This window comes from Yoonia sp. KMU-150 (assembly GCF_056858355.1).
Window position 1 is genome coordinate 2,226,218 of sequence record NZ_JBXEQF010000001.1, and the last position, 16,230, is coordinate 2,242,447.

A 16,230-nucleotide genomic window follows, 5' to 3' on the forward strand; every position below is an offset into this window, starting at 1 on the left:
TGTCGCGGTCTCTGCAAGTCCCGTTTTGCAGGGCGTCAGAACTCTTTGGGCGTGCGCAGTTTCAGCGTATAGGCCTTGGCCCCGCTGCCGACGTCCTTGACGTTCTGCACTTTCAGCTTGCCCAATGGCGGCAGGTGCAACTCGTCGCCCGCCGCCAGCGCCTCGGCGATCACCTCGATCGCGGCCTCGACTGCAGGTTTGGCCTGATTTTTCTTCAGATCGCCCTTCGCCATGACCAGATCGAAGAAATCGGGTTTCTTGATCCGGCGGGTTTTTGGGGTGGCACCGGCCGATTTGCCCTCGGTACCGCCGACCACGACCGGTTTCACGACTGCCGCTTTCGGCGCGGCGGCCACTTTCGCCACGGGCGGCGGGCCGGATTTCCCGGGTTTTACTGCCGTCAGTTTTACCGTGCCGTCCTTGCCGTCCTTGTCGTCTGACTTGCCTGCCATGATCCACCTCCGTGTTTGGTTTATGCTACCAGATTGCCCGCGATGTGCCATGCAACTGTGGCGAAACCATGCAGCGACGGGGGAATTTCGCGGTGCAGCCCCCATCTGGGTGATGAAATCCACGGCGCCGCTGGTCTAAAGTGGTCGCATTACAACCGATCTGGAGGGCGGTTCACATGAAATCATTGACACATTTTTGCTTGGCGACATCGCTGGCGATGGCCGGCACCGCACAGGCCGGGGGCCTTGCCCCGCAGGTCGAGGAACCGATGATCATCATCGAAGACGCACCCGCGTCATCGGCGAGCGATTATATCGTTCCGTTGATCTTTCTCGCACTCGTCGCCGCAGCCAACAGCAGCGGGGCCACCAACGGCGGCGCTGCGGCACCCATCGCCCCCGCGCCCATACCGGGCAACGTCGGCAACGCCAGCGACATCCGCCTGAAGCACGATATCACCCGCATCGGCGAGACGGCCGACGGTCTGCCGCTCTATACGTTCAGCTATCTCGGCGACACGACCGTCTATGAGGGCGTGATGGCGCAGGACGTGTTGCTGCACACGCCAGAGGCGGTGGTGACGATGGACAACGGCTTCTACGCCGTGAACTACGACATGCTCGGGCTGGAGATGCGGCGCGCGGACTGATCCACCACGGAGAGGCGTCTGCACGACCGCAAGTCACCGGTCTTGCAGATGCAAAAAGGGCGCGGATCATGTCCGCGCCCTTCCTTTCTATTCACTGACGGTGACCCGCTCAATGCGCGACAGCACCCGGTGTGTCGCCGCCTTTGGTCAGGGCCGCCTTGGCCGCCGCGGCCTCTTCCGCCGCCTCGTCCCATTCGATGGGTTCCGGCTTGCGCACCAGCGCGTGTTCCAGCACCTCCGACACGTGGCTGACGGGGATGATGGTCAGCCCCTCTTTCACGTTGTCGGGGATGTCCGGCAGGTCCTTGGCGTTGTCCTGCGGGATCAGCACGGTGGTGATACCGCCGCGCAGCGCCGCCAGCAGCTTCTCTTTCAACCCGCCGATCGGCATTGCATTGCCGCGCAGGGATACCTCGCCGGTCATGGCGATATCCTTGCGTACGGGGATCTTGGTCAGCACCGACACGATGGAGGTCACCATTGCCAGACCGGCGCTCGGCCCGTCTTTCGGTGTGGCACCGTCCGGCACGTGCACGTGAATGTCGAGCGTGTCGAACTTCGGCGGCTTCACCCCGATCTTGGGGCTGATGGACCGGACATAGCTTGACGCGGCGTCGATGCTTTCCTTCATCACATCGCCCAGCTTGCCGGTGGTTTTCATCCGGCCTTTGCCCGGCAGGCGCAGCGCCTCGATGTTCAGCAGTTCTCCGCCCACGCTCGTCCAGGCCAGCCCGGTGACGACACCGATCTGGTCGGTTTCCTCGGCCAGACCGAAGCGGTGCTTCTCCACGCCAAGGTAGTCGGAGAGGTTTTCCGCCGTCACTTCAACAGTTTCCAGCTCTTTCTTCACAATCTTGGTGACCGCCTTGCGGGCGACCTTGGCCAGTTCCCGCTCCAGGTTCCGCACGCCGGCCTCGCGGGTATAGACCCGTACCATCGCCGTCAGCGCGTCGTCGGAGACGCTGAACTCGCGTGGCTTCAGCCCGTGGTTCTTCATCACCTTGGGCAGCAGGTGCTGGCGCGCGATCTCGCGCTTCTCGTCTTCGGTGTAGCCCGACAGCGGGATGATCTCCATCCGGTCCAGAAGCGGCCCGGGCATGTTGTAGGAGTTCGACGTAGTCAGGAACATGACATTCGACAGGTCGTATTCCACCTCGAGGTAGTGATCGACGAACGTGCTGTTCTGTTCGGGATCCAGCACCTCCAGCATGGCCGACGCGGGGTCGCCACGGAAATCCTGGCCCATCTTGTCGATCTCATCCAACAAAATCAGCGGGTTCGTCGTCTTCGCCTTCTTCAGCGCCTGAATGATCTTGCCGGGCATGGACCCGATGTAAGTCCGGCGGTGACCGCGAATTTCGCTTTCGTCGCGCACGCCGCCCAGCGAGATACGGATGAATTCGCGCCCCGTGGCCTTGGCAACCGACTTACCCAGCGAGGTCTTGCCCACGCCCGGAGGGCCGACAAGGCACATGATCGGACCTTTCAGCTTTTTCGACCGCTGCTGTACGGCCAGATACTCGACGATCCGTTCCTTGACCTTCTCAAGCCCGTAGTGGTCGTCGTCCAGCACCTTCTGTGCGGCGCGCAGGTCCTTTTTGGTGCGGGATTTCTTGCCCCACGGCACCGACAGGATCCAATCGAGGTAGTTGCGCACCACCGTCGCCTCCGCCGACATCGGCGACATATTCTTGAGCTTTTTCAGCTCCGCATCGACCTTTTCGCGCGCTTCCTTGGACAGCTTGGTCTCGGCGATGCGGGCTTCGAGTTCGGCCATTTCACCCTCGCCCTCCTCGCCGTCGCCCAGCTCCTTCTGGATCGCTTTCATCTGTTCGTTCAGATAGTACTCGCGCTGCGTGCGTTCCATCTGGGATTTCACGCGGGTCTTGATCTTTTTCTCGACCGACAGCACCGACATCTCGCCCTGCATCAGGCCATAGACCTTCTCCAGACGTTCCGACACGGATAGCGTTTCCAGCAATTCCTGTTTCTGCGCGACTTCGATACCCAGATGCCCTGCGACCAGATCGGCCAGTTTCGCAGGCTCCGTCGCGTCGCTGATCGCGGCCATCGCCTCTTCGGGGATGTTCTTTTTCACCTTGGCGTAGCGCTCGAACTCTGACGCGACAGACCGCACGAGGGCTGCGATCTCATCCTCGTTGCCCGGCATTTCGGTCAGGTATTCGGCCGAGGCCTCGAAAAAGCTGTCGTTCTCGATGAAATCGGTGATCCGCACGCGGGCGCGGCCCTCGACCAGCACCTTCACGGTACCGTCGGGCAGTTTCAGCAGTTGCAGCACGTTGGCCAGCACGCCGGCGCGGTAGATGCCACCGGTCTGCGGTTCGTCCTCCGCAGGGTCCATCTGGCTGGACAGCAGGATTTGCTTGTCGTCCTGCATCACCTCTTCGAGGGCGCGGACCGATTTGTCGCGCCCCACGAACAGCGGCACGATCATATGGGGAAATACCACAATGTCGCGCAACGGCAGGACGGGGTAGGATGAACTGAGACGTTCTTGCATGCTCTTTTCCTTATATTGGCAGACGGCTATGCCCCGCTTGGCGGCAGCGATGGCCGTCTCCTCTCTACGAACAAGCAGTTGTGTGTCCTGCCCGCGTTTTTCAATCCCTTGTGCATCGGGGTTGCGCCAAAATGACCTGTCGCGCAGGGCTGCGCAACCGGTCAAATCATCCCGATCCGTGAATTTTCCACGCATTCCTTTAGGTCACGAAAGTGAAGATCGCTTTACGTCATGACATGGGATTTTGCGGTTACCGGGTCAGCGCGTCATCTGGAAGTGATATGTCGCCACTGCATCCTGCACCTGCGTCTGCATCAGGCCGATGATGTCGTCGGGCGTCTGCGGCCACAGGATCATCATCTCCTGCCCACGGTTGCTAGTGCGCTCCGCGATCATGGTCGGCATATCCTCAAGCTCGCAATCCTGCACCACCTCGATACTGTCCCGCAAGTCCTGCGCGCCGGCAAAAGCCACGTCGACACTCACATCCACACCGATGTCGCCCGGCTCCTGCCAGCGGACCTCGTCCGGCACGATGCGCCCATCGATAAAGACATCATAGCCCCCGCGCCGCCGGTCCAGCCGTGCCGGCAGGCTCGGGATGATCGTCTCGTCGGCATCCTTGGGGATCAGGATACCTTTGTGGGTGACGTAATGGCGCGTGATCGTCATCGTCCAGTCGTCACCGCCCAGCGTTCCTTCCAGCCCGAGGATGCGGCCCGCCGCGCCAAGATCGCAAATGTCGAAGCTCTCAAGCTCATAGTCGGGCACGATGGATTTGAAGAGCAGGAACTCGATCTCGGAGAACGCAAAGACCACATCTTCAAGGGTCGCGGTGCCGTCGTCGACGGCATCCAGCCTTTCGGCCACCCGCGACAGGACGGCATCATATTCCGCGTCCGACAGGGCCTCCAGCGCGGGATGGTCCCAGGGTGCCACCTCTTCCTCGGCCACGACGGGTGCAGCGCACACACACGATATCAGGCCACAGATCAAGGCATTACGAAACATGGGTGCGCACTCCTGCGAAGGTATCCGATCGCGGCATTATCGTGCAATCGGCGGGCAGGGACAAACCCCCGCAAGAGGGGGATCACAACGGCGCGATTTGAGGCTGCGCGCGCTCTCACCCGGATGCTTTTGCCCAGTGCGCCGTATCCGGCCTGTCGCTGCTCGATTGCGTGTCCTTGGTCAACTCTTCCACCGTGCCGCCGGTCATTTCGGCAAAATCGCGTGCGAAATTTGCCATGCGCGGCGCGCGGCGCGGTGTGATCAGCACATTGACCGCCTTCTTCCGCTCCGCATCCCAGACGTAGAACTCCGTCACATCGCGCCGCACGCGCCGCTCTCCCGGCTGCGCCGACCCGACGGAGCGGGTCGTATCATAGGTGCCGCCGCGCGGTGTGTCGCCCAGTGGGACGGTTTTGCTGAACGTGCCGCCGGTCTTGACGATCCGCTCGGCATAAAGTCGCATCGTCTTGCCGAACGCGGAATAGAGCACGGTATATGCGATCCAGAAAAAGAACGCCGCCACCAGCAAAAACGGCACCCCGAAGACGTAGCCGTCGCGCAGCCCGAACATGCGTGTCCCCGCATAGACCAGCGCCAGCCCGATCCCGCCCGTGACCAATGCTGCGATCAAAGAGACCGGAGAATTATCCCCGGAGACATAGCCGATATGATCGTCCGTCTGTTTCATAATCCGCGCCCGCTTCTGAAAATGCCGAAAACTGAATGCGGAAACCATGGCACAACCGACCGGGCAATTCACCAGAAACCCGCACCGCGCATCCCGGTCTGCAATCCGCCGCACTGCGGGTCGTGACAGGTCGATCCCCTAAATCGAGTCGATATCACCCTGCGCGCGCTTGCCGTGAAAATCTGCCTCCCACGCGGCGAAGGTGCCAGCGGCGATCGCATCGCGCATCCCGGCCATGATGTCCTGAAAATACCGCAGGTTATGCCATGTCAGCAGCATGCCCGAGATCATCTCCTGAGACCGGAACACATGATGCAGGTAGGCCCGCGAATAGCTCGAACAGGCCGGACAGGCGCAGTTTTCATCCAGCGGACGCGGGTCGTCCATGTGCCGCGCGTTCTTGATGTTCACCACGCCATGCCGCGTGAACGCCTGCCCGGTACGCCCTGATCGGCTTGGCAGCACGCAGTCCATCATGTCAATGCCGCGCTTGACGGCACCGACGATATCATCGGGTTTGCCCACCCCCATCAGATAGCGCGGCTTGTCCACCGGCAACTGATCGGGCGCGAAATCCAGACAGGAGAACATCGCTTCCTGTCCCTCGCCCACGGCCAGCCCGCCGACGGCGTAACCGTCGAAGCCGATATCGATCAGCGCCTGAGCACTTTCCGCGCGCAGGTCTTCCTCCAGCCCGCCCTGCTGGATGCCGAAGAGCGCGTGGCCGGGCCTGTCTCCGAACGCATCCTTTGACCGGGCGGCCCACCGCATCGACATCTGCATGCTGTCGTTCAGCCGGGCGCGGTCCGCGGGCAATGCCGGGCATTCGTCGAAACACATCACGATATCGGATCCCAGCAGCCTCTGGATTTCCATGGAGGTTTCGGGCGACAGAAAATGCTTCGATCCGTCGATATGGCTTTTGAACGTGACGCCGTCCTCGGTCAGCTTGCGCAGCCCGGCAAGGCTCATCACCTGAAACCCGCCGCTGTCGGTCAGGATTGGCTTGTCCCAGTTCATGAAACTGTGCAGCCCGCCCAGCCGGTCGATCCGTTCCGCCGTCGGGCGCAGCATCAGGTGATAGGTGTTCCCCAGCAGAATATCCGCACCGGTGGCCGCCACACTCTCGGGCAACATCGCCTTCACGGTGGCCGCGGTGCCGACGGGCATAAAGGCCGGCGTGCGGATGTCGCCGCGCGGCGTGCGGATTACGCCGGTGCGGGCCTTGCCGTCGGTGGCGCTCAGGGCGAAAGAAAATGCGGTCATGGCCGCGATATGCCCCGAACCGGCGATCAATGCCAAGGCGAAAACCGGTGCACGCCCGGTGCACGCGCTGTGCACGCAAATTATACGGTCCGATTTGCGGGCCTTTACCGCCTTGCCGGCAATTCCTATATAACGACTCAGGAATAGCAGGACAGCCCAGATGAACGACGCCACGCCCCCTCTCGAAGGCACCCCGATGATCGCGCCATCGACCACGGATCACCCGCTTTACGAGGATGTCGTGCAGGCGATCCGGTCCGTCTATGACCCTGAAATTCCGGTGAATATTTACGACCTCGGCCTGATCTACACCATCGACATCAAGGATGATAACGCGGTGAACGTCATCATGACGCTGACCGCTCCCGGCTGTCCTGTGGCGGGCGAGATGCCGGGCTGGGTTGCCGACGCGGTCGAACCGCTGCCCGGTGTCAAGCAGGTCGACGTCGAAATGGTGTTCGAACCGCAATGGGGCATGGAAATGATGTCCGACGAAGCACGGCTGGAACTCGGCTTCATGTGAGGCCAAGCCCCTGATTTCTGGGGCGGAAAAGGAGACGAAAGATGTTCGGTATCCCCGGAAAGCAGGCCGTCACCATCACTGATCGCGCCGCGAAGCAGATCGCGAAACTGATGGCCAAGGACGGCCACCAGGGCCTGCGTATCGGCGTGAAGAAAGGCGGCTGCGCGGGCATGGAATACACCATGGATTATGTGACCGAGGTGGATGCCAACGACGAGGTCGTCGAACAGGACGGGGCCCGCGTGATGATCGCGCCGATGGCGCAGATGTTCCTTTTCGGCACCGAAATCGACTATGAAATCAGCCTGTTGGAAAGCGGCTTCAAGTTCCGCAACCCCAATGTCGTCGATGCCTGCGGCTGCGGCGAGTCGATCAAGTTCGACGAAAAGCTGGCCGCGAAATGAGTGTCTCCGACGACGAGATCGACTTCGCGATGGAGCTGTTTTCCGATCTCGGGTCATTGAGCAAGCGCAAGATGATGGGCGGGCTGTCGATCTACCACGCGGGCCAGATCTTCGCGATCCTGAGCAGCGACGGCGTGATCTACCTCAAGGCCAAGGATGACTTCGCGCAAGAGATTGAAGCCGCCGGATCGCGCATCTTCGCGATGGAGGACGGCCGCTCCATGGGCTACTGGACCCTGCCCGAGGACGCGCTAGACGACCCGGAACTGGCCTGCGACTGGGCGCGGCGCGCGCTGGATCATCTCTAGAATTCAGCGCCTTGCATCTTTCAGATGCAGATAAGTCTCGTCGAACCGCTTTTGCAGATGATCGACCGCGCGGATCGGCGGCTTGCCTGCCGGTGCAACATTCGCATCGTGGTTGGGATTGAAGAAAAGCGGCACCGAAATGCGTTCCTGCGCGGTGCCGATCACCCGGTGCGGTGTCGCCTTGATACGCCCTGCCGTCCACATCTCCAGCATCTCGCCGAAGTTGATGATGAATTCGCCCGGCGGGGCCGACAGCGGGATCCAGCCGCCCCCGCGCCTGCGCACCTCCAGCCCGGGCGATCCGTCGGTCGCCAGCAGCGTGAGGCAGCCGTAATCGGTATGCGTCGCGATGCCGAAATCCCTGTCCGTCGCCCATGCCGGCCGCTTGGGATAGTAGTTGCCGCGCAGAAGCGCCATCGGATGGCTGAACTTGTCGCGGAAATAGTCCCCATTCTCCCCCGCCGCATCGGCGATCGCGCAGAGCAGATCAAGCGCGAAACCGGTCGCGCGGTCATAGTAGGCACGCAGGGAATCGGCAAAGCCCGCTGGCATGTCAGGCCAGACGTTCGGTGCATAGGCGGGCAGATCGGGTCGCGGCACGGACCCCCAGCGCGATGCGGGCAAACCGCAGTCGAACACCTGCTTGTAATCGGGGTTGGCCTCCGGGTCGACCTGTTCGGACCCCGACGCCCCCCAGCCCCTGTTCGATCCGGTCCGCGCCATGTTCACGGCCTCTTTCGCCGTCGCTGGCAGGTGAAAGAATGCGCGGTAGGCCGCGATCACGTCGCGCACGGCGGCGGTGTCGATCGGCGTGCCATGCACGGTCAGGAAACCGATGTCGGTTGCCCCGCGCAACGCATCCTGCGCCGCGATCCGGTGGCCGGGGTGCGTCGGGTCGATCAGGGCTGCGGCGTCGATACGCGGGATCATGGGGGCCTCCTGCCGTTGTTGCGCCGCACATGCCCACCCGCCGTTGCCTTTGCAAGCCCCCTCCCGTCTGATAGCCACGTCGCAGACAACAGGAGACAGTCCCATGCGCCGCAAACTCGCCGCCGGAAACTGGAAGATGAACGGCACCACCGCCAGCCTGGCCGAGGTCGCGGCGCTTATGTCTGCACACCCCGACCCGCAGGTCGACGTGCTGCTTTGCCCGCCCGCCACGCTGATCACGCAGATGTGCCACACCGGAGAAAACCACGCGCTGATAGTCGGCGGGCAGGATTGCCACGCAAATGTGTCGGGCGCGCATACCGGCGATATCAGCGCGCAGATGCTGGCCGATGCCAGGGCCACGGCGGTGCTGACCGGCCATTCCGAACGCCGCACCGATCACGGCGAGGATGATGCCACCGTCGCCGCCAAATCGCGGGCCGCGTACGACGCGGGCCTGATCGCGGTGATCTGCATCGGCGAGACGCTGGAGGAGCGCGAGGGTGGCACCACGCTCGACGTAATCGACCGGCAACTGGCGGGTTCCATCCCCGATACCGCCACCGCCGCCAACATCGTCATCGCCTATGAACCCGTCTGGGCCATCGGCACCGGCAAGGTGCCCACGACTGACCAGATCGCAGAGGTGCACGGCCACATCCGCACCCGCCTGACCGCACGTTTCAGTGACGGCGACGGGATGCGCATTCTTTACGGCGGGTCGGTCAAGGGCAGCAATGCCGCCGAGATATTTGCAGTGGCAGACGTCGACGGTGCGCTCGTCGGCGGGGCCAGCCTGAAAGCCGCGGATTTCTCGCCGATCATCACGGCGCTTGAAAACGCCTAGTATCACTTTGCCAAAAAATATTCCCGCCGGAGGCATCCCACAAAACGACGAAGGCGACGCACCATCAATGATGCGTCGCCTCTGCCGTTTTCAATATCAGGAACGCGCGGTAGCGCCCCTTTGGATCAAGGCTAGTTCGTGATGATCTCCGGTCCCATGAACGTCGTGGGCAGGAAGGTGGAGATGATCGGAATATAGGTGATCATGATCAGGAAGACGAAAAGCACCGCAAGGAACGGCAGCGCAGCTTTCACCACGCTCATCATCGGCATCCCCGCAACCCCGGAGGTCACGAACAAGTTCAGCCCAACCGGCGGCGTGATCATCCCGATTTCCATGTTCACCACCATGATGATGCCCAGATGGATCGGGTCGATGCCCAGCTCGATCGCGATGGGAAAGACCAGCGGTGCCACGATCACGATCAGGCCCGAGGGTTCCATGAACTGCCCGCCGATCAGCAGAATCACGTTCACGACGATCAGGAACATCACCGGCCCGAGGCCTGCGGCCAGCATCGCCTCTGCGATATGCTGGGGGATCTGTTCGTCGGTCAGCACGTGCTTGAGGATCAGCGCGTTGGCGATGATGAACATCAGCGTGATCGTCAGCTTGCCGCCCTCGAACAGCGTGCGCCGCGTGTCTTCGTGCCAGAGCGCCGTGACGATCGTCCAGGGCTTGCGCAGCAGGCTGGAGCGTCTGTCGGTCGTTCCTGCATAGGCCGCGTTGATGCTGCGGACCGAGATTTCGGCATCCGACAGGTCGCGTGCGGCCAGCGGCCCCATATCGCGGTAGATGAAGGTCGCGACGATATAGGCATAGACGGCAGCGACGGCGGCGGCCTCGGTCGGGGTGAAGGCCCCGCCCTTCCAGTAGATCAGGCTCAGCCCTTCCTCGAACCGCACCCAGGGGTGGCCATAGATACCGCCCATGATGATCACGATCAGCAGGAGGCCCCAGAGCGCATCGCGGAAACTGTCGAAAATCTCGCCCCAGCCGAGCCAGTCGCCCTTGGGCATGTTCTTGACCCGTGCGATGACATAGATCGTCACCATCAGCATCAGACCGGCCAGCAGACCGGGGATCACGCCCGCCAGGAACATGCGGCCGACCGACACGTCGGTGGCGGAGGCATAGACCACCATCACGATGGACGGCGGGATCAGGATGCCGAGCGTGCCCGCGTTGCAGATCACGCCGGCGGCGAATTCCTTGGTATAGCCGACCTGCGTCATCGCCGCGATCACGATGGAGCCGATGGCGACCACCGTGGCGGGGGACGACCCCGAAAGGGCCGCGAACATCATGCAGGCGAACACGCCCGCAATCGCCAGCCCGCCCTGCAGGTGACCCACGCAGGCGATGGCGAAACGAATGATCCGCTTGGCCACACCGCCCGTCGACATGAAGCTGGAGGCCAGCACGAAGAACGGGATCGCCAGCAGCGTGTAGTGTCCGGCCATGGCCTGATAAAGCGACTGCGCGACCGAACCGAGCGACGTGTCGGAAAACGCGAGCAGGAAGATGATCGAAGACAGGCCCAGCGACACCGCGATCGGCACGCCGATCAGCAGCATGCCGATGATCATCGAAAACAGAAGAATGACATCCATGGCGATTACTCTTTGTTCAGGGCGGCAGCTTCTTCGACCGCCTCTTCAGCTTCGTGAGAGACGATGAGCGAATCCTGCGTGCCGCGCAGCACACGCGCAAACGCCTGCACGACCCGCAACAGGATCAGCGCCGTGGCGATCGGCAGGATGACGTAGGGCACCACACGCGGCATTTTGGCATAGCGGTCGCCGTAGTTGATCGCATCCTCGAGCCAGCGCAGCCACGACAGCATCGGAATCTGGTCGGTCTCGAAATACGATGTGCCGCGCGCATCCCAGTTGAACCCGGTGGGGAACCAGCGACCGGTTGTGGGCGGCAATTCTGCGAACGGTGCCCAGTAATCCCAGGCCCCCTTGAACAGCAGCAGCGCATAGAAGAGCGTAAGGATACCGGCCGCCACCGCCATGATACGTTTGCCCCGTGCGGGCAGCACGTTGACCAGCGCATCCACGCCAAGGTGGGCGGTGATCTTGAACCCGTAGGCGATACCGAACAGCACCAGCCAGGCAAAAAGCACCAGCACCACTTCCAGCGACCAGATGATGCTGGAGTTGAAAGCGTAGCGCAGGATGACGTTCACGAACGTGAGCCCCGTCATCAGGCCAAGGGCCAGTGCGATGGCATTTTCTTCGAAAGCATGGATGAAACGCGCAAAGCCGCCTTGCGGCTCGTATTTATACCCGGCACTCATGGCACCCTCCCCCGCAGGTATATGTGACTTTGGCCCGACCGACGGGCCGGGCCAAAGTATCCTTTCAGACGTGGCCTAGAGGCTGTCGTTGATTGCCTGGGCCGCGTCGATGTTCTCCTGACCGACTTCGTCGGCGAACTGCTCCCAGACGGGTTTCATCGCTTCGACCCATGCGGCACGCTGTTCCGGCGTCAGCTGGCGCACTTCGCCGCCGGCGTCGATGATCGCCTGACGCGCTTCTGCGTTCACGCGGCTGGATTCGGTGTTGCGGGTCTCGGTCACCTCGTCGACGATGCTCAGCAGCTGGTCGCGTACATCGGCGTCAAGGCTGTCGAGGAAGTCTACCGAGGACACGACCATATAGTCGATGATGCCGTGGTTGGACTCTGTGATCCCGTCCTGCACTTCAAAGAACTTCTGGCCATAGATGTTGGACCATGTGTTCTCCTGCCCGTCCACGACGCCGGTCTGCAGCGCGCCGTAGACTTCGGAAAACGCCATCGGCTGTGGCGACGCACCAAGCGCCTCCATCTGTGCGACAAGCACTTCGGACGGTTGCACGCGGAACTTCAGGCCGTTGGCATCCGTCGGCTCCATCAGCGGTACGTTGGCCGAAATCTGCTTCATGCCGTTGTGCCAGTAGGCCAGACCCTGCACGCCGCGGCGCTGCATGGCGTCCAGCATGTTCTGGCCGGTCTCGGAGGCCTGAAACGCGTCGACGGCCTCGATGTTGGTGAACATGAATGGCAGGTCGAACAGGCGGTAGGCTTTGGTGATCGATTCAAAAAGCGACAGTGACGGTGCGGCCATCTGCACGTCGCCGCGCAGCATCGCTTCCAGAACCTGCTCGTCGGTGTAGAGCGTGGAGTTCGGGAAGACCTCCATGCACATGGTGCCGTCCATCTCGGCGTTCACGCGCTCCATCAGCAACTGGGCAGCGATACCCTTTGGGTGACGGTCGGTATTGGTGACGTGGCTGAACTTGACGACGATTTCGCCTTCGTCGCAGCCGGCCGGGCCGGAATGGGCATCGGCGGATGCGGAGTTTGCGGCAACGGATGCAGCGGCTGCCAGTGCGGCGGCTTTCAAGAATTTCATGGGTCCCTCCCTGAGACAAGAATAGGCTCTGTCTTGAGCTACGTAGAGTAAATCATGCCGTGCCACCTGCGGCAAACGGACAGTTTGACTGGAAACCGCGTGATAATTTATGTAAGCCTATCAAAGCATTAGGCAGACAGTTTCTATAGACAGACTGTGCAGGCCTTTCAGCACGGGCGGAAAATCACACAGCCGTTACCGCAACCTGTGCGAAAATCCGCACAGTTGGTCAGGCGCGGTAATCCTCGGCCCGCAAGCCGTGCTTCGTCAGTTTGTCGTAGAAGGTCTTGCGGGGCAGCTGCAGGTCGGCGACCACATCCGTGACCCGCCCCTGATGACGTTCCAGCGCACTGATCAGCAGGCCCCGTTCCATCTGCGCCATCTGTTCGGCCAGACCAAGACCCGCCGCCGCATCGACCTGATGCAGCCCCATCACGAAACGCATCGCCGTATTCATCAAAGCGCGCGCATTGCCCGGCCAGTCCTGTGCCATGAGCCGTGTCATGGTATGGTCGGGCACGTCGGGCAGCAGCAGGTTGGCCTGTTCGCAGGCCTGCGCGACATAGCGTCGAAAGATGACCGGAATATCTTCGGGCCGGTCACGCAGGGCCGGGATGTGCACGCGCAAGACATCGAGCCGGTAGAACAGATCGCCCTGAAACGCCCCGCTGCGCACGCAGGCTTCAAGATCGCGGGTCGTGGCGGCGATGACACGCGGTCCGCCGCCGCCCTCAAGCCGTTCCAGCAGCGCATACTGACCTGACGGCGGCATCGCGCCCACCTCGTCGATATAAAGCGTGCCGTCCCCTGCGGCGGCCAGCGCCGCCTGCACCGCCCCGTGATCGAGCGCCGCGCCCGCCCGTTTCGCAAAGGGGTGCCGCGCGGCGGCAGACAGCAGGTGGATCACCTCGGCCACTTTCGCGGTGCCGGACCCCGGCTCGCCCGTCACCAGAACCTCGCCACCGACGCGCGCCACGCTGCGGACGCCGGCGCGCAGGGCCTCCGCCTTGGCCGAATTGCCGAACAGCATCCGCGCCGCCGCGTCGCCACTGTCGAGCGCGATCTTGCGGCGGCGCGCGTCGAGCACCTGCGCCCGCGCGGCCAGCGCGCGTTCGATCACGGACAGGAAATCCTGCGGCGCGCAGGGCTTTTCCAGAAAATCGAAGGCCCCCGCCGCCATCGCCCGCACGGCCATCGGCACATCTGCCTCGCCGGTGAGCAGGATCACGGGCAGGTCGCGGTCGGCCTGCCGCACGTGATCCAGCAGAAAGAAACCGTCACGGCCCGGCATCCGCACATCGGTCACCACGACGCCATCGAAGGCCGGGGTGATCAGGTCCTTGGCCGCGACAAAAGACCCGGCCAGCCGTGGCTCCAGCCCGGCAAGGGTCATGGTCTGTGCCAGCGCATCGCGGATATCGCGGTCGTCATCGACCAGCAAAACCTGTTTCGTCATGTCGCCCCATCCTGCGTGGCATCCGGCGGCGCCAGATCAAGCTCGACCGTAAAGGCCGCCCCGCCCCCGTCAAGATTGCGCCCGCGGATCGCGCCGCCGAAACTCTGCACAAGCCCGTAGGAGATCGACAGCCCCAACCCCATGCCGTCGTCCTCGCCCACCTGCTTGGTGGTGTAGAACGGCTCGAATATCTTTTCGGGCGCGTCGATCCCGGGGCCGGTGTCGGTGACGGTCAGCTGCGCCTTTGCCGCGGTCCGGGCCACGGCGATGGTGACCTCGCGCCGGTCCTGCCGCGCCATCGCATCCATGGCATTGGACAGCAGGTTGACGATGACCTGCTGCAGGCGCACCTCTCCGCCCATCACGCGCACCGGATCCGCTGGCGGCGTCCAGTGCAGGACCGTTCCGGTCTGCGCGACCTTGGGCGACACGGTCTCGACCGCCGCCGCCACGACAGCCGTCAGATCGACCGGGCGTATCGGCGCGCTTTCCTGCCGGGCAAAGGCGCGCAGGTTCTGGATGATCCGCCCCATCCGCCGCGCCAGTTCGGATATCCGCCCCAGGTTCTGCGCCGCCACCTCGGGCTGATCCTGCGAAAGATAGCCTTGCGCGTTCTCGGCGTAGGACCGGATCGCCATCAGCGGCTGGTTCAATTCGTGGCTGATGCCCGCCGACATCTGCCCTAGCGCGCTCAACTTGCCGGCCTGCACCAGTTCGGCCTGTGCCTGCTTCAGCCGCCGCTCGGCGTCGCTGCGCTCCGCGACCTCGTGCTGCAGGTCGGTGTTCATCACCTCGAGCGCCTGCGTCCGCTGCGCCACCCGGCGCTCCAGCACCTGATTGGCCTGGGCCAGGGCGCGCCTGCGGGCGGTCGCCAGCGACAGCAGCGCACCGAACGCCAGACACAGCGCTGCCGCCACCGCAGCCTGCAGGAACGCCGTCCTGCGCGCCGGGGCCACGTCGAGCAGGATTTCCCCGGTCATTTCGATCACCGGCAGATCGAGCGTCAGATGCAGCGCGCGATCCGGCAGATAGCGTTCGCCGTCGATCCGCCAGATATCGTGGCCGCGAACCGCATGCGATGCATAGGGCAGAAAACTCTGGGTCGTATCATACCGCTGCCGGAGCAGCAGCTCCGACCGGTTGGAGACGAAAATCAGCCCCTCGGCATCGGTAAAGAACACCGCCGGGCGATCCCCACGCCAGGCGGCCTCAAGCGCCTCGATATCGACCGCGACGATCAGCACACCCGCCACCGGCCCCACTCCGGAAAAGACAGGCGCCGCGAACTGGAACGCACGTCGCCCATAGGCCTGGTTCTGCTGGTGCGCAGCCCCCATCGCCCCGTCGAGCGCACGTTGAAAAAACGGCTCGGCCGCAAGGGTGCCGAAAGCCTCCGGGTAGGTGGCGGCGATGACAGCGCCATCGGTCCGGGCCAGCAGGATATCGAACGCCCCGGATTTGTCTGCGATCCCGCGCAACAGTGCCTGCATCTCCCGATCCGGCACACCGCGCGCAAGAGCGGGCAGGATCGCCGGATGATCCGCCGTCAGCACGGCCAGCGCGCGAAACTGTTCCAGCTCTCCCGTCAGCCGGTCCGCGGCCAGGGCAAGATCGCTGCGCGCTCGGCGCTCCAGCGCATCGAGCGCCGCACCGTAACCCGCCCACCACACGGCAGCAGAAAACCCCGCGACCGCCACCAGAAAGGCGGCGACGACGGCAAGGAAACGCGGGGATGCGGGCGACATGGGTGCCGTCATAGCGCAGGCGCGCT

The 16,230-nt window shown here is 63.1% G+C and carries 16 protein-coding genes; 5 read left to right on the top strand and 11 right to left on the bottom strand.

Features of this window, described 5'->3' with window-relative positions:
- Positions 1–35 precede the first annotated feature (35 nt).
- On the bottom strand, positions 36–452 hold the full coding sequence (locus AC04PH_RS11165; protein ID WP_483065811.1) for an HU family DNA-binding protein: 417 nt from the start codon (positions 450–452) through the stop codon (positions 36–38).
- A gap of 176 nt (positions 453–628) precedes the next feature.
- Here AC04PH_RS11165 and AC04PH_RS11170 point away from each other — a divergent pair, with 176 nt between their 5' ends.
- On the top strand, positions 629–1,102 hold the full coding sequence (locus AC04PH_RS11170) for a tail fiber domain-containing protein (RefSeq protein ID WP_483065812.1): 474 nt from the start codon (positions 629–631) through the stop codon (positions 1,100–1,102).
- Positions 1,103–1,211: 109 nt separating this feature from the next.
- Here the strand turns inward: AC04PH_RS11170 and lon are convergent, their stop codons facing one another.
- From lon to tgt, 4 genes are all read right to left on the bottom strand, one after another.
- On the bottom strand, positions 1,212–3,623 hold the full coding sequence (gene lon, locus AC04PH_RS11175) for an endopeptidase La (RefSeq protein ID WP_483065813.1): 2,412 nt from the start codon (positions 3,621–3,623) through the stop codon (positions 1,212–1,214).
- A 258-nt stretch (positions 3,624–3,881) separates the two neighbouring features.
- The gene (locus AC04PH_RS11180; protein WP_483065814.1) at positions 3,882–4,595 is read right to left on the bottom strand and encodes a hypothetical protein; all 714 of its coding nucleotides are present in this window, start codon (positions 4,593–4,595) and stop codon (positions 3,882–3,884) included.
- A 154-nt stretch (positions 4,596–4,749) separates the two neighbouring features.
- Positions 4,750–5,322 (bottom strand): hypothetical protein, encoded by a 573-nt coding sequence (locus tag AC04PH_RS11185; protein ID WP_483065815.1) that lies wholly within the window; start codon positions 5,320–5,322, stop codon positions 4,750–4,752.
- A gap of 138 nt (positions 5,323–5,460) precedes the next feature.
- Complete coding sequence (gene tgt / locus AC04PH_RS11190; RefSeq protein ID WP_483066187.1) at positions 5,461–6,588, bottom strand: tRNA guanosine(34) transglycosylase Tgt; 1,128 nt, start codon at positions 6,586–6,588, stop codon at positions 5,461–5,463.
- A 160-nt stretch (positions 6,589–6,748) separates the two neighbouring features.
- Between tgt and AC04PH_RS11195 the strand changes: the two genes are divergently transcribed.
- From AC04PH_RS11195 to AC04PH_RS11205, 3 genes are read left to right on the top strand one after another with little or no spacing between them, the layout of a single operon-like run.
- A complete protein-coding gene (locus AC04PH_RS11195; RefSeq protein WP_483065816.1) occupies positions 6,749–7,111 on the top strand; it encodes an SUF system Fe-S cluster assembly protein in 363 nt (120 codons plus the stop codon).
- A 41-nt stretch (positions 7,112–7,152) separates the two neighbouring features.
- Positions 7,153–7,515, top strand: coding sequence for a HesB/IscA family protein (locus AC04PH_RS11200; RefSeq protein WP_483065817.1), 363 nt, complete (start codon positions 7,153–7,155; stop codon positions 7,513–7,515).
- Complete coding sequence (locus AC04PH_RS11205; protein WP_483065818.1) at positions 7,512–7,823, top strand: TfoX/Sxy family protein; 312 nt, start codon at positions 7,512–7,514, stop codon at positions 7,821–7,823. Before AC04PH_RS11200 ends, AC04PH_RS11205 begins: the two co-directional genes overlap by 4 nt.
- 3 nt (positions 7,824–7,826) lie before the next feature.
- Here the strand turns inward: AC04PH_RS11205 and AC04PH_RS11210 are convergent, their stop codons facing one another.
- Positions 7,827–8,753 carry an isopenicillin N synthase family dioxygenase gene (locus AC04PH_RS11210; RefSeq protein ID WP_483065819.1) on the bottom strand — a complete coding sequence of 309 codons (927 nt, stop codon included), beginning with the start codon at positions 8,751–8,753 and terminating at the stop codon, positions 7,827–7,829.
- A 103-nt stretch (positions 8,754–8,856) separates the two neighbouring features.
- On the opposite strand from AC04PH_RS11210, the gene tpiA reads away from it, so the two are divergent.
- Positions 8,857–9,600 carry a triose-phosphate isomerase gene (gene tpiA / locus AC04PH_RS11215; protein ID WP_483065820.1) on the top strand — a complete coding sequence of 248 codons (744 nt, stop codon included), beginning with the start codon at positions 8,857–8,859 and terminating at the stop codon, positions 9,598–9,600.
- Positions 9,601–9,731: 131 nt separating this feature from the next.
- Here the strand turns inward: tpiA and AC04PH_RS11220 are convergent, their stop codons facing one another.
- From AC04PH_RS11220 to AC04PH_RS11240, 5 genes are all read right to left on the bottom strand, one after another.
- Entirely contained in the window at positions 9,732–11,213 is a 1,482-nt protein-coding gene (locus AC04PH_RS11220; protein WP_483065821.1) for a TRAP transporter large permease, read from the bottom strand.
- Between the two features lie 5 nt (positions 11,214–11,218).
- Positions 11,219–11,905: a TRAP transporter small permease gene (locus AC04PH_RS11225; RefSeq protein ID WP_483065822.1), complete on the bottom strand. Its 687-nt coding sequence runs from the start codon at positions 11,903–11,905 to the stop codon at positions 11,219–11,221.
- A 75-nt stretch (positions 11,906–11,980) separates the two neighbouring features.
- Entirely contained in the window at positions 11,981–13,003 is a 1,023-nt protein-coding gene (locus tag AC04PH_RS11230; RefSeq protein WP_483065823.1) for a DctP family TRAP transporter solute-binding subunit, read from the bottom strand.
- Between the two features lie 229 nt (positions 13,004–13,232).
- Positions 13,233–14,459: a sigma-54-dependent transcriptional regulator gene (locus tag AC04PH_RS11235; RefSeq protein WP_483065824.1), complete on the bottom strand. Its 1,227-nt coding sequence runs from the start codon at positions 14,457–14,459 to the stop codon at positions 13,233–13,235.
- On the bottom strand, positions 14,456–16,204 hold the full coding sequence (locus AC04PH_RS11240) for a sensor histidine kinase (RefSeq protein WP_483065825.1): 1,749 nt from the start codon (positions 16,202–16,204) through the stop codon (positions 14,456–14,458). Before AC04PH_RS11240 ends, AC04PH_RS11235 begins: the two co-directional genes overlap by 4 nt.
- Positions 16,205–16,230 lie beyond the last annotated feature (26 nt).

What these genes read in the sequence shown, in the direction of transcription:
- AC04PH_RS11165 (WP_483065811.1), bottom strand. Translation starts at nt 452, where the DNA reads ATGGCAGGCAAGTCAGACGACAAGGACGGCAAGGACGGCACGGTAAAA.
- AC04PH_RS11170 (WP_483065812.1), top strand. Translation starts at nt 629, where the DNA reads ATGAAATCATTGACACATTTTTGCTTGGCGACATCGCTGGCGATGGCC.
- lon (WP_483065813.1), bottom strand. Translation starts at nt 3,623, where the DNA reads ATGCAAGAACGTCTCAGTTCATCCTACCCCGTCCTGCCGTTGCGCGAC.
- AC04PH_RS11185 (WP_483065815.1), bottom strand. Translation starts at nt 5,322, where the DNA reads ATGAAACAGACGGACGATCATATCGGCTATGTCTCCGGGGATAATTCT.
- tgt (WP_483066187.1), bottom strand. Translation starts at nt 6,588, where the DNA reads ATGACCGCATTTTCTTTCGCCCTGAGCGCCACCGACGGCAAGGCCCGC.
- AC04PH_RS11195 (WP_483065816.1), top strand. Translation starts at nt 6,749, where the DNA reads ATGAACGACGCCACGCCCCCTCTCGAAGGCACCCCGATGATCGCGCCA.
- AC04PH_RS11200 (WP_483065817.1), top strand. Translation starts at nt 7,153, where the DNA reads ATGTTCGGTATCCCCGGAAAGCAGGCCGTCACCATCACTGATCGCGCC.
- AC04PH_RS11205 (WP_483065818.1), top strand. Translation starts at nt 7,512, where the DNA reads ATGAGTGTCTCCGACGACGAGATCGACTTCGCGATGGAGCTGTTTTCC.
- AC04PH_RS11210 (WP_483065819.1), bottom strand. Translation starts at nt 8,753, where the DNA reads ATGATCCCGCGTATCGACGCCGCAGCCCTGATCGACCCGACGCACCCC.
- tpiA (WP_483065820.1), top strand. Translation starts at nt 8,857, where the DNA reads ATGCGCCGCAAACTCGCCGCCGGAAACTGGAAGATGAACGGCACCACC.
- AC04PH_RS11220 (WP_483065821.1), bottom strand. Translation starts at nt 11,213, where the DNA reads ATGGATGTCATTCTTCTGTTTTCGATGATCATCGGCATGCTGCTGATC.
- AC04PH_RS11225 (WP_483065822.1), bottom strand. Translation starts at nt 11,905, where the DNA reads ATGAGTGCCGGGTATAAATACGAGCCGCAAGGCGGCTTTGCGCGTTTC.
- AC04PH_RS11230 (WP_483065823.1), bottom strand. Translation starts at nt 13,003, where the DNA reads ATGAAATTCTTGAAAGCCGCCGCACTGGCAGCCGCTGCATCCGTTGCC.
- AC04PH_RS11235 (WP_483065824.1), bottom strand. Translation starts at nt 14,459, where the DNA reads ATGACGAAACAGGTTTTGCTGGTCGATGACGACCGCGATATCCGCGAT.
- AC04PH_RS11240 (WP_483065825.1), bottom strand. Translation starts at nt 16,204, where the DNA reads ATGTCGCCCGCATCCCCGCGTTTCCTTGCCGTCGTCGCCGCCTTTCTG.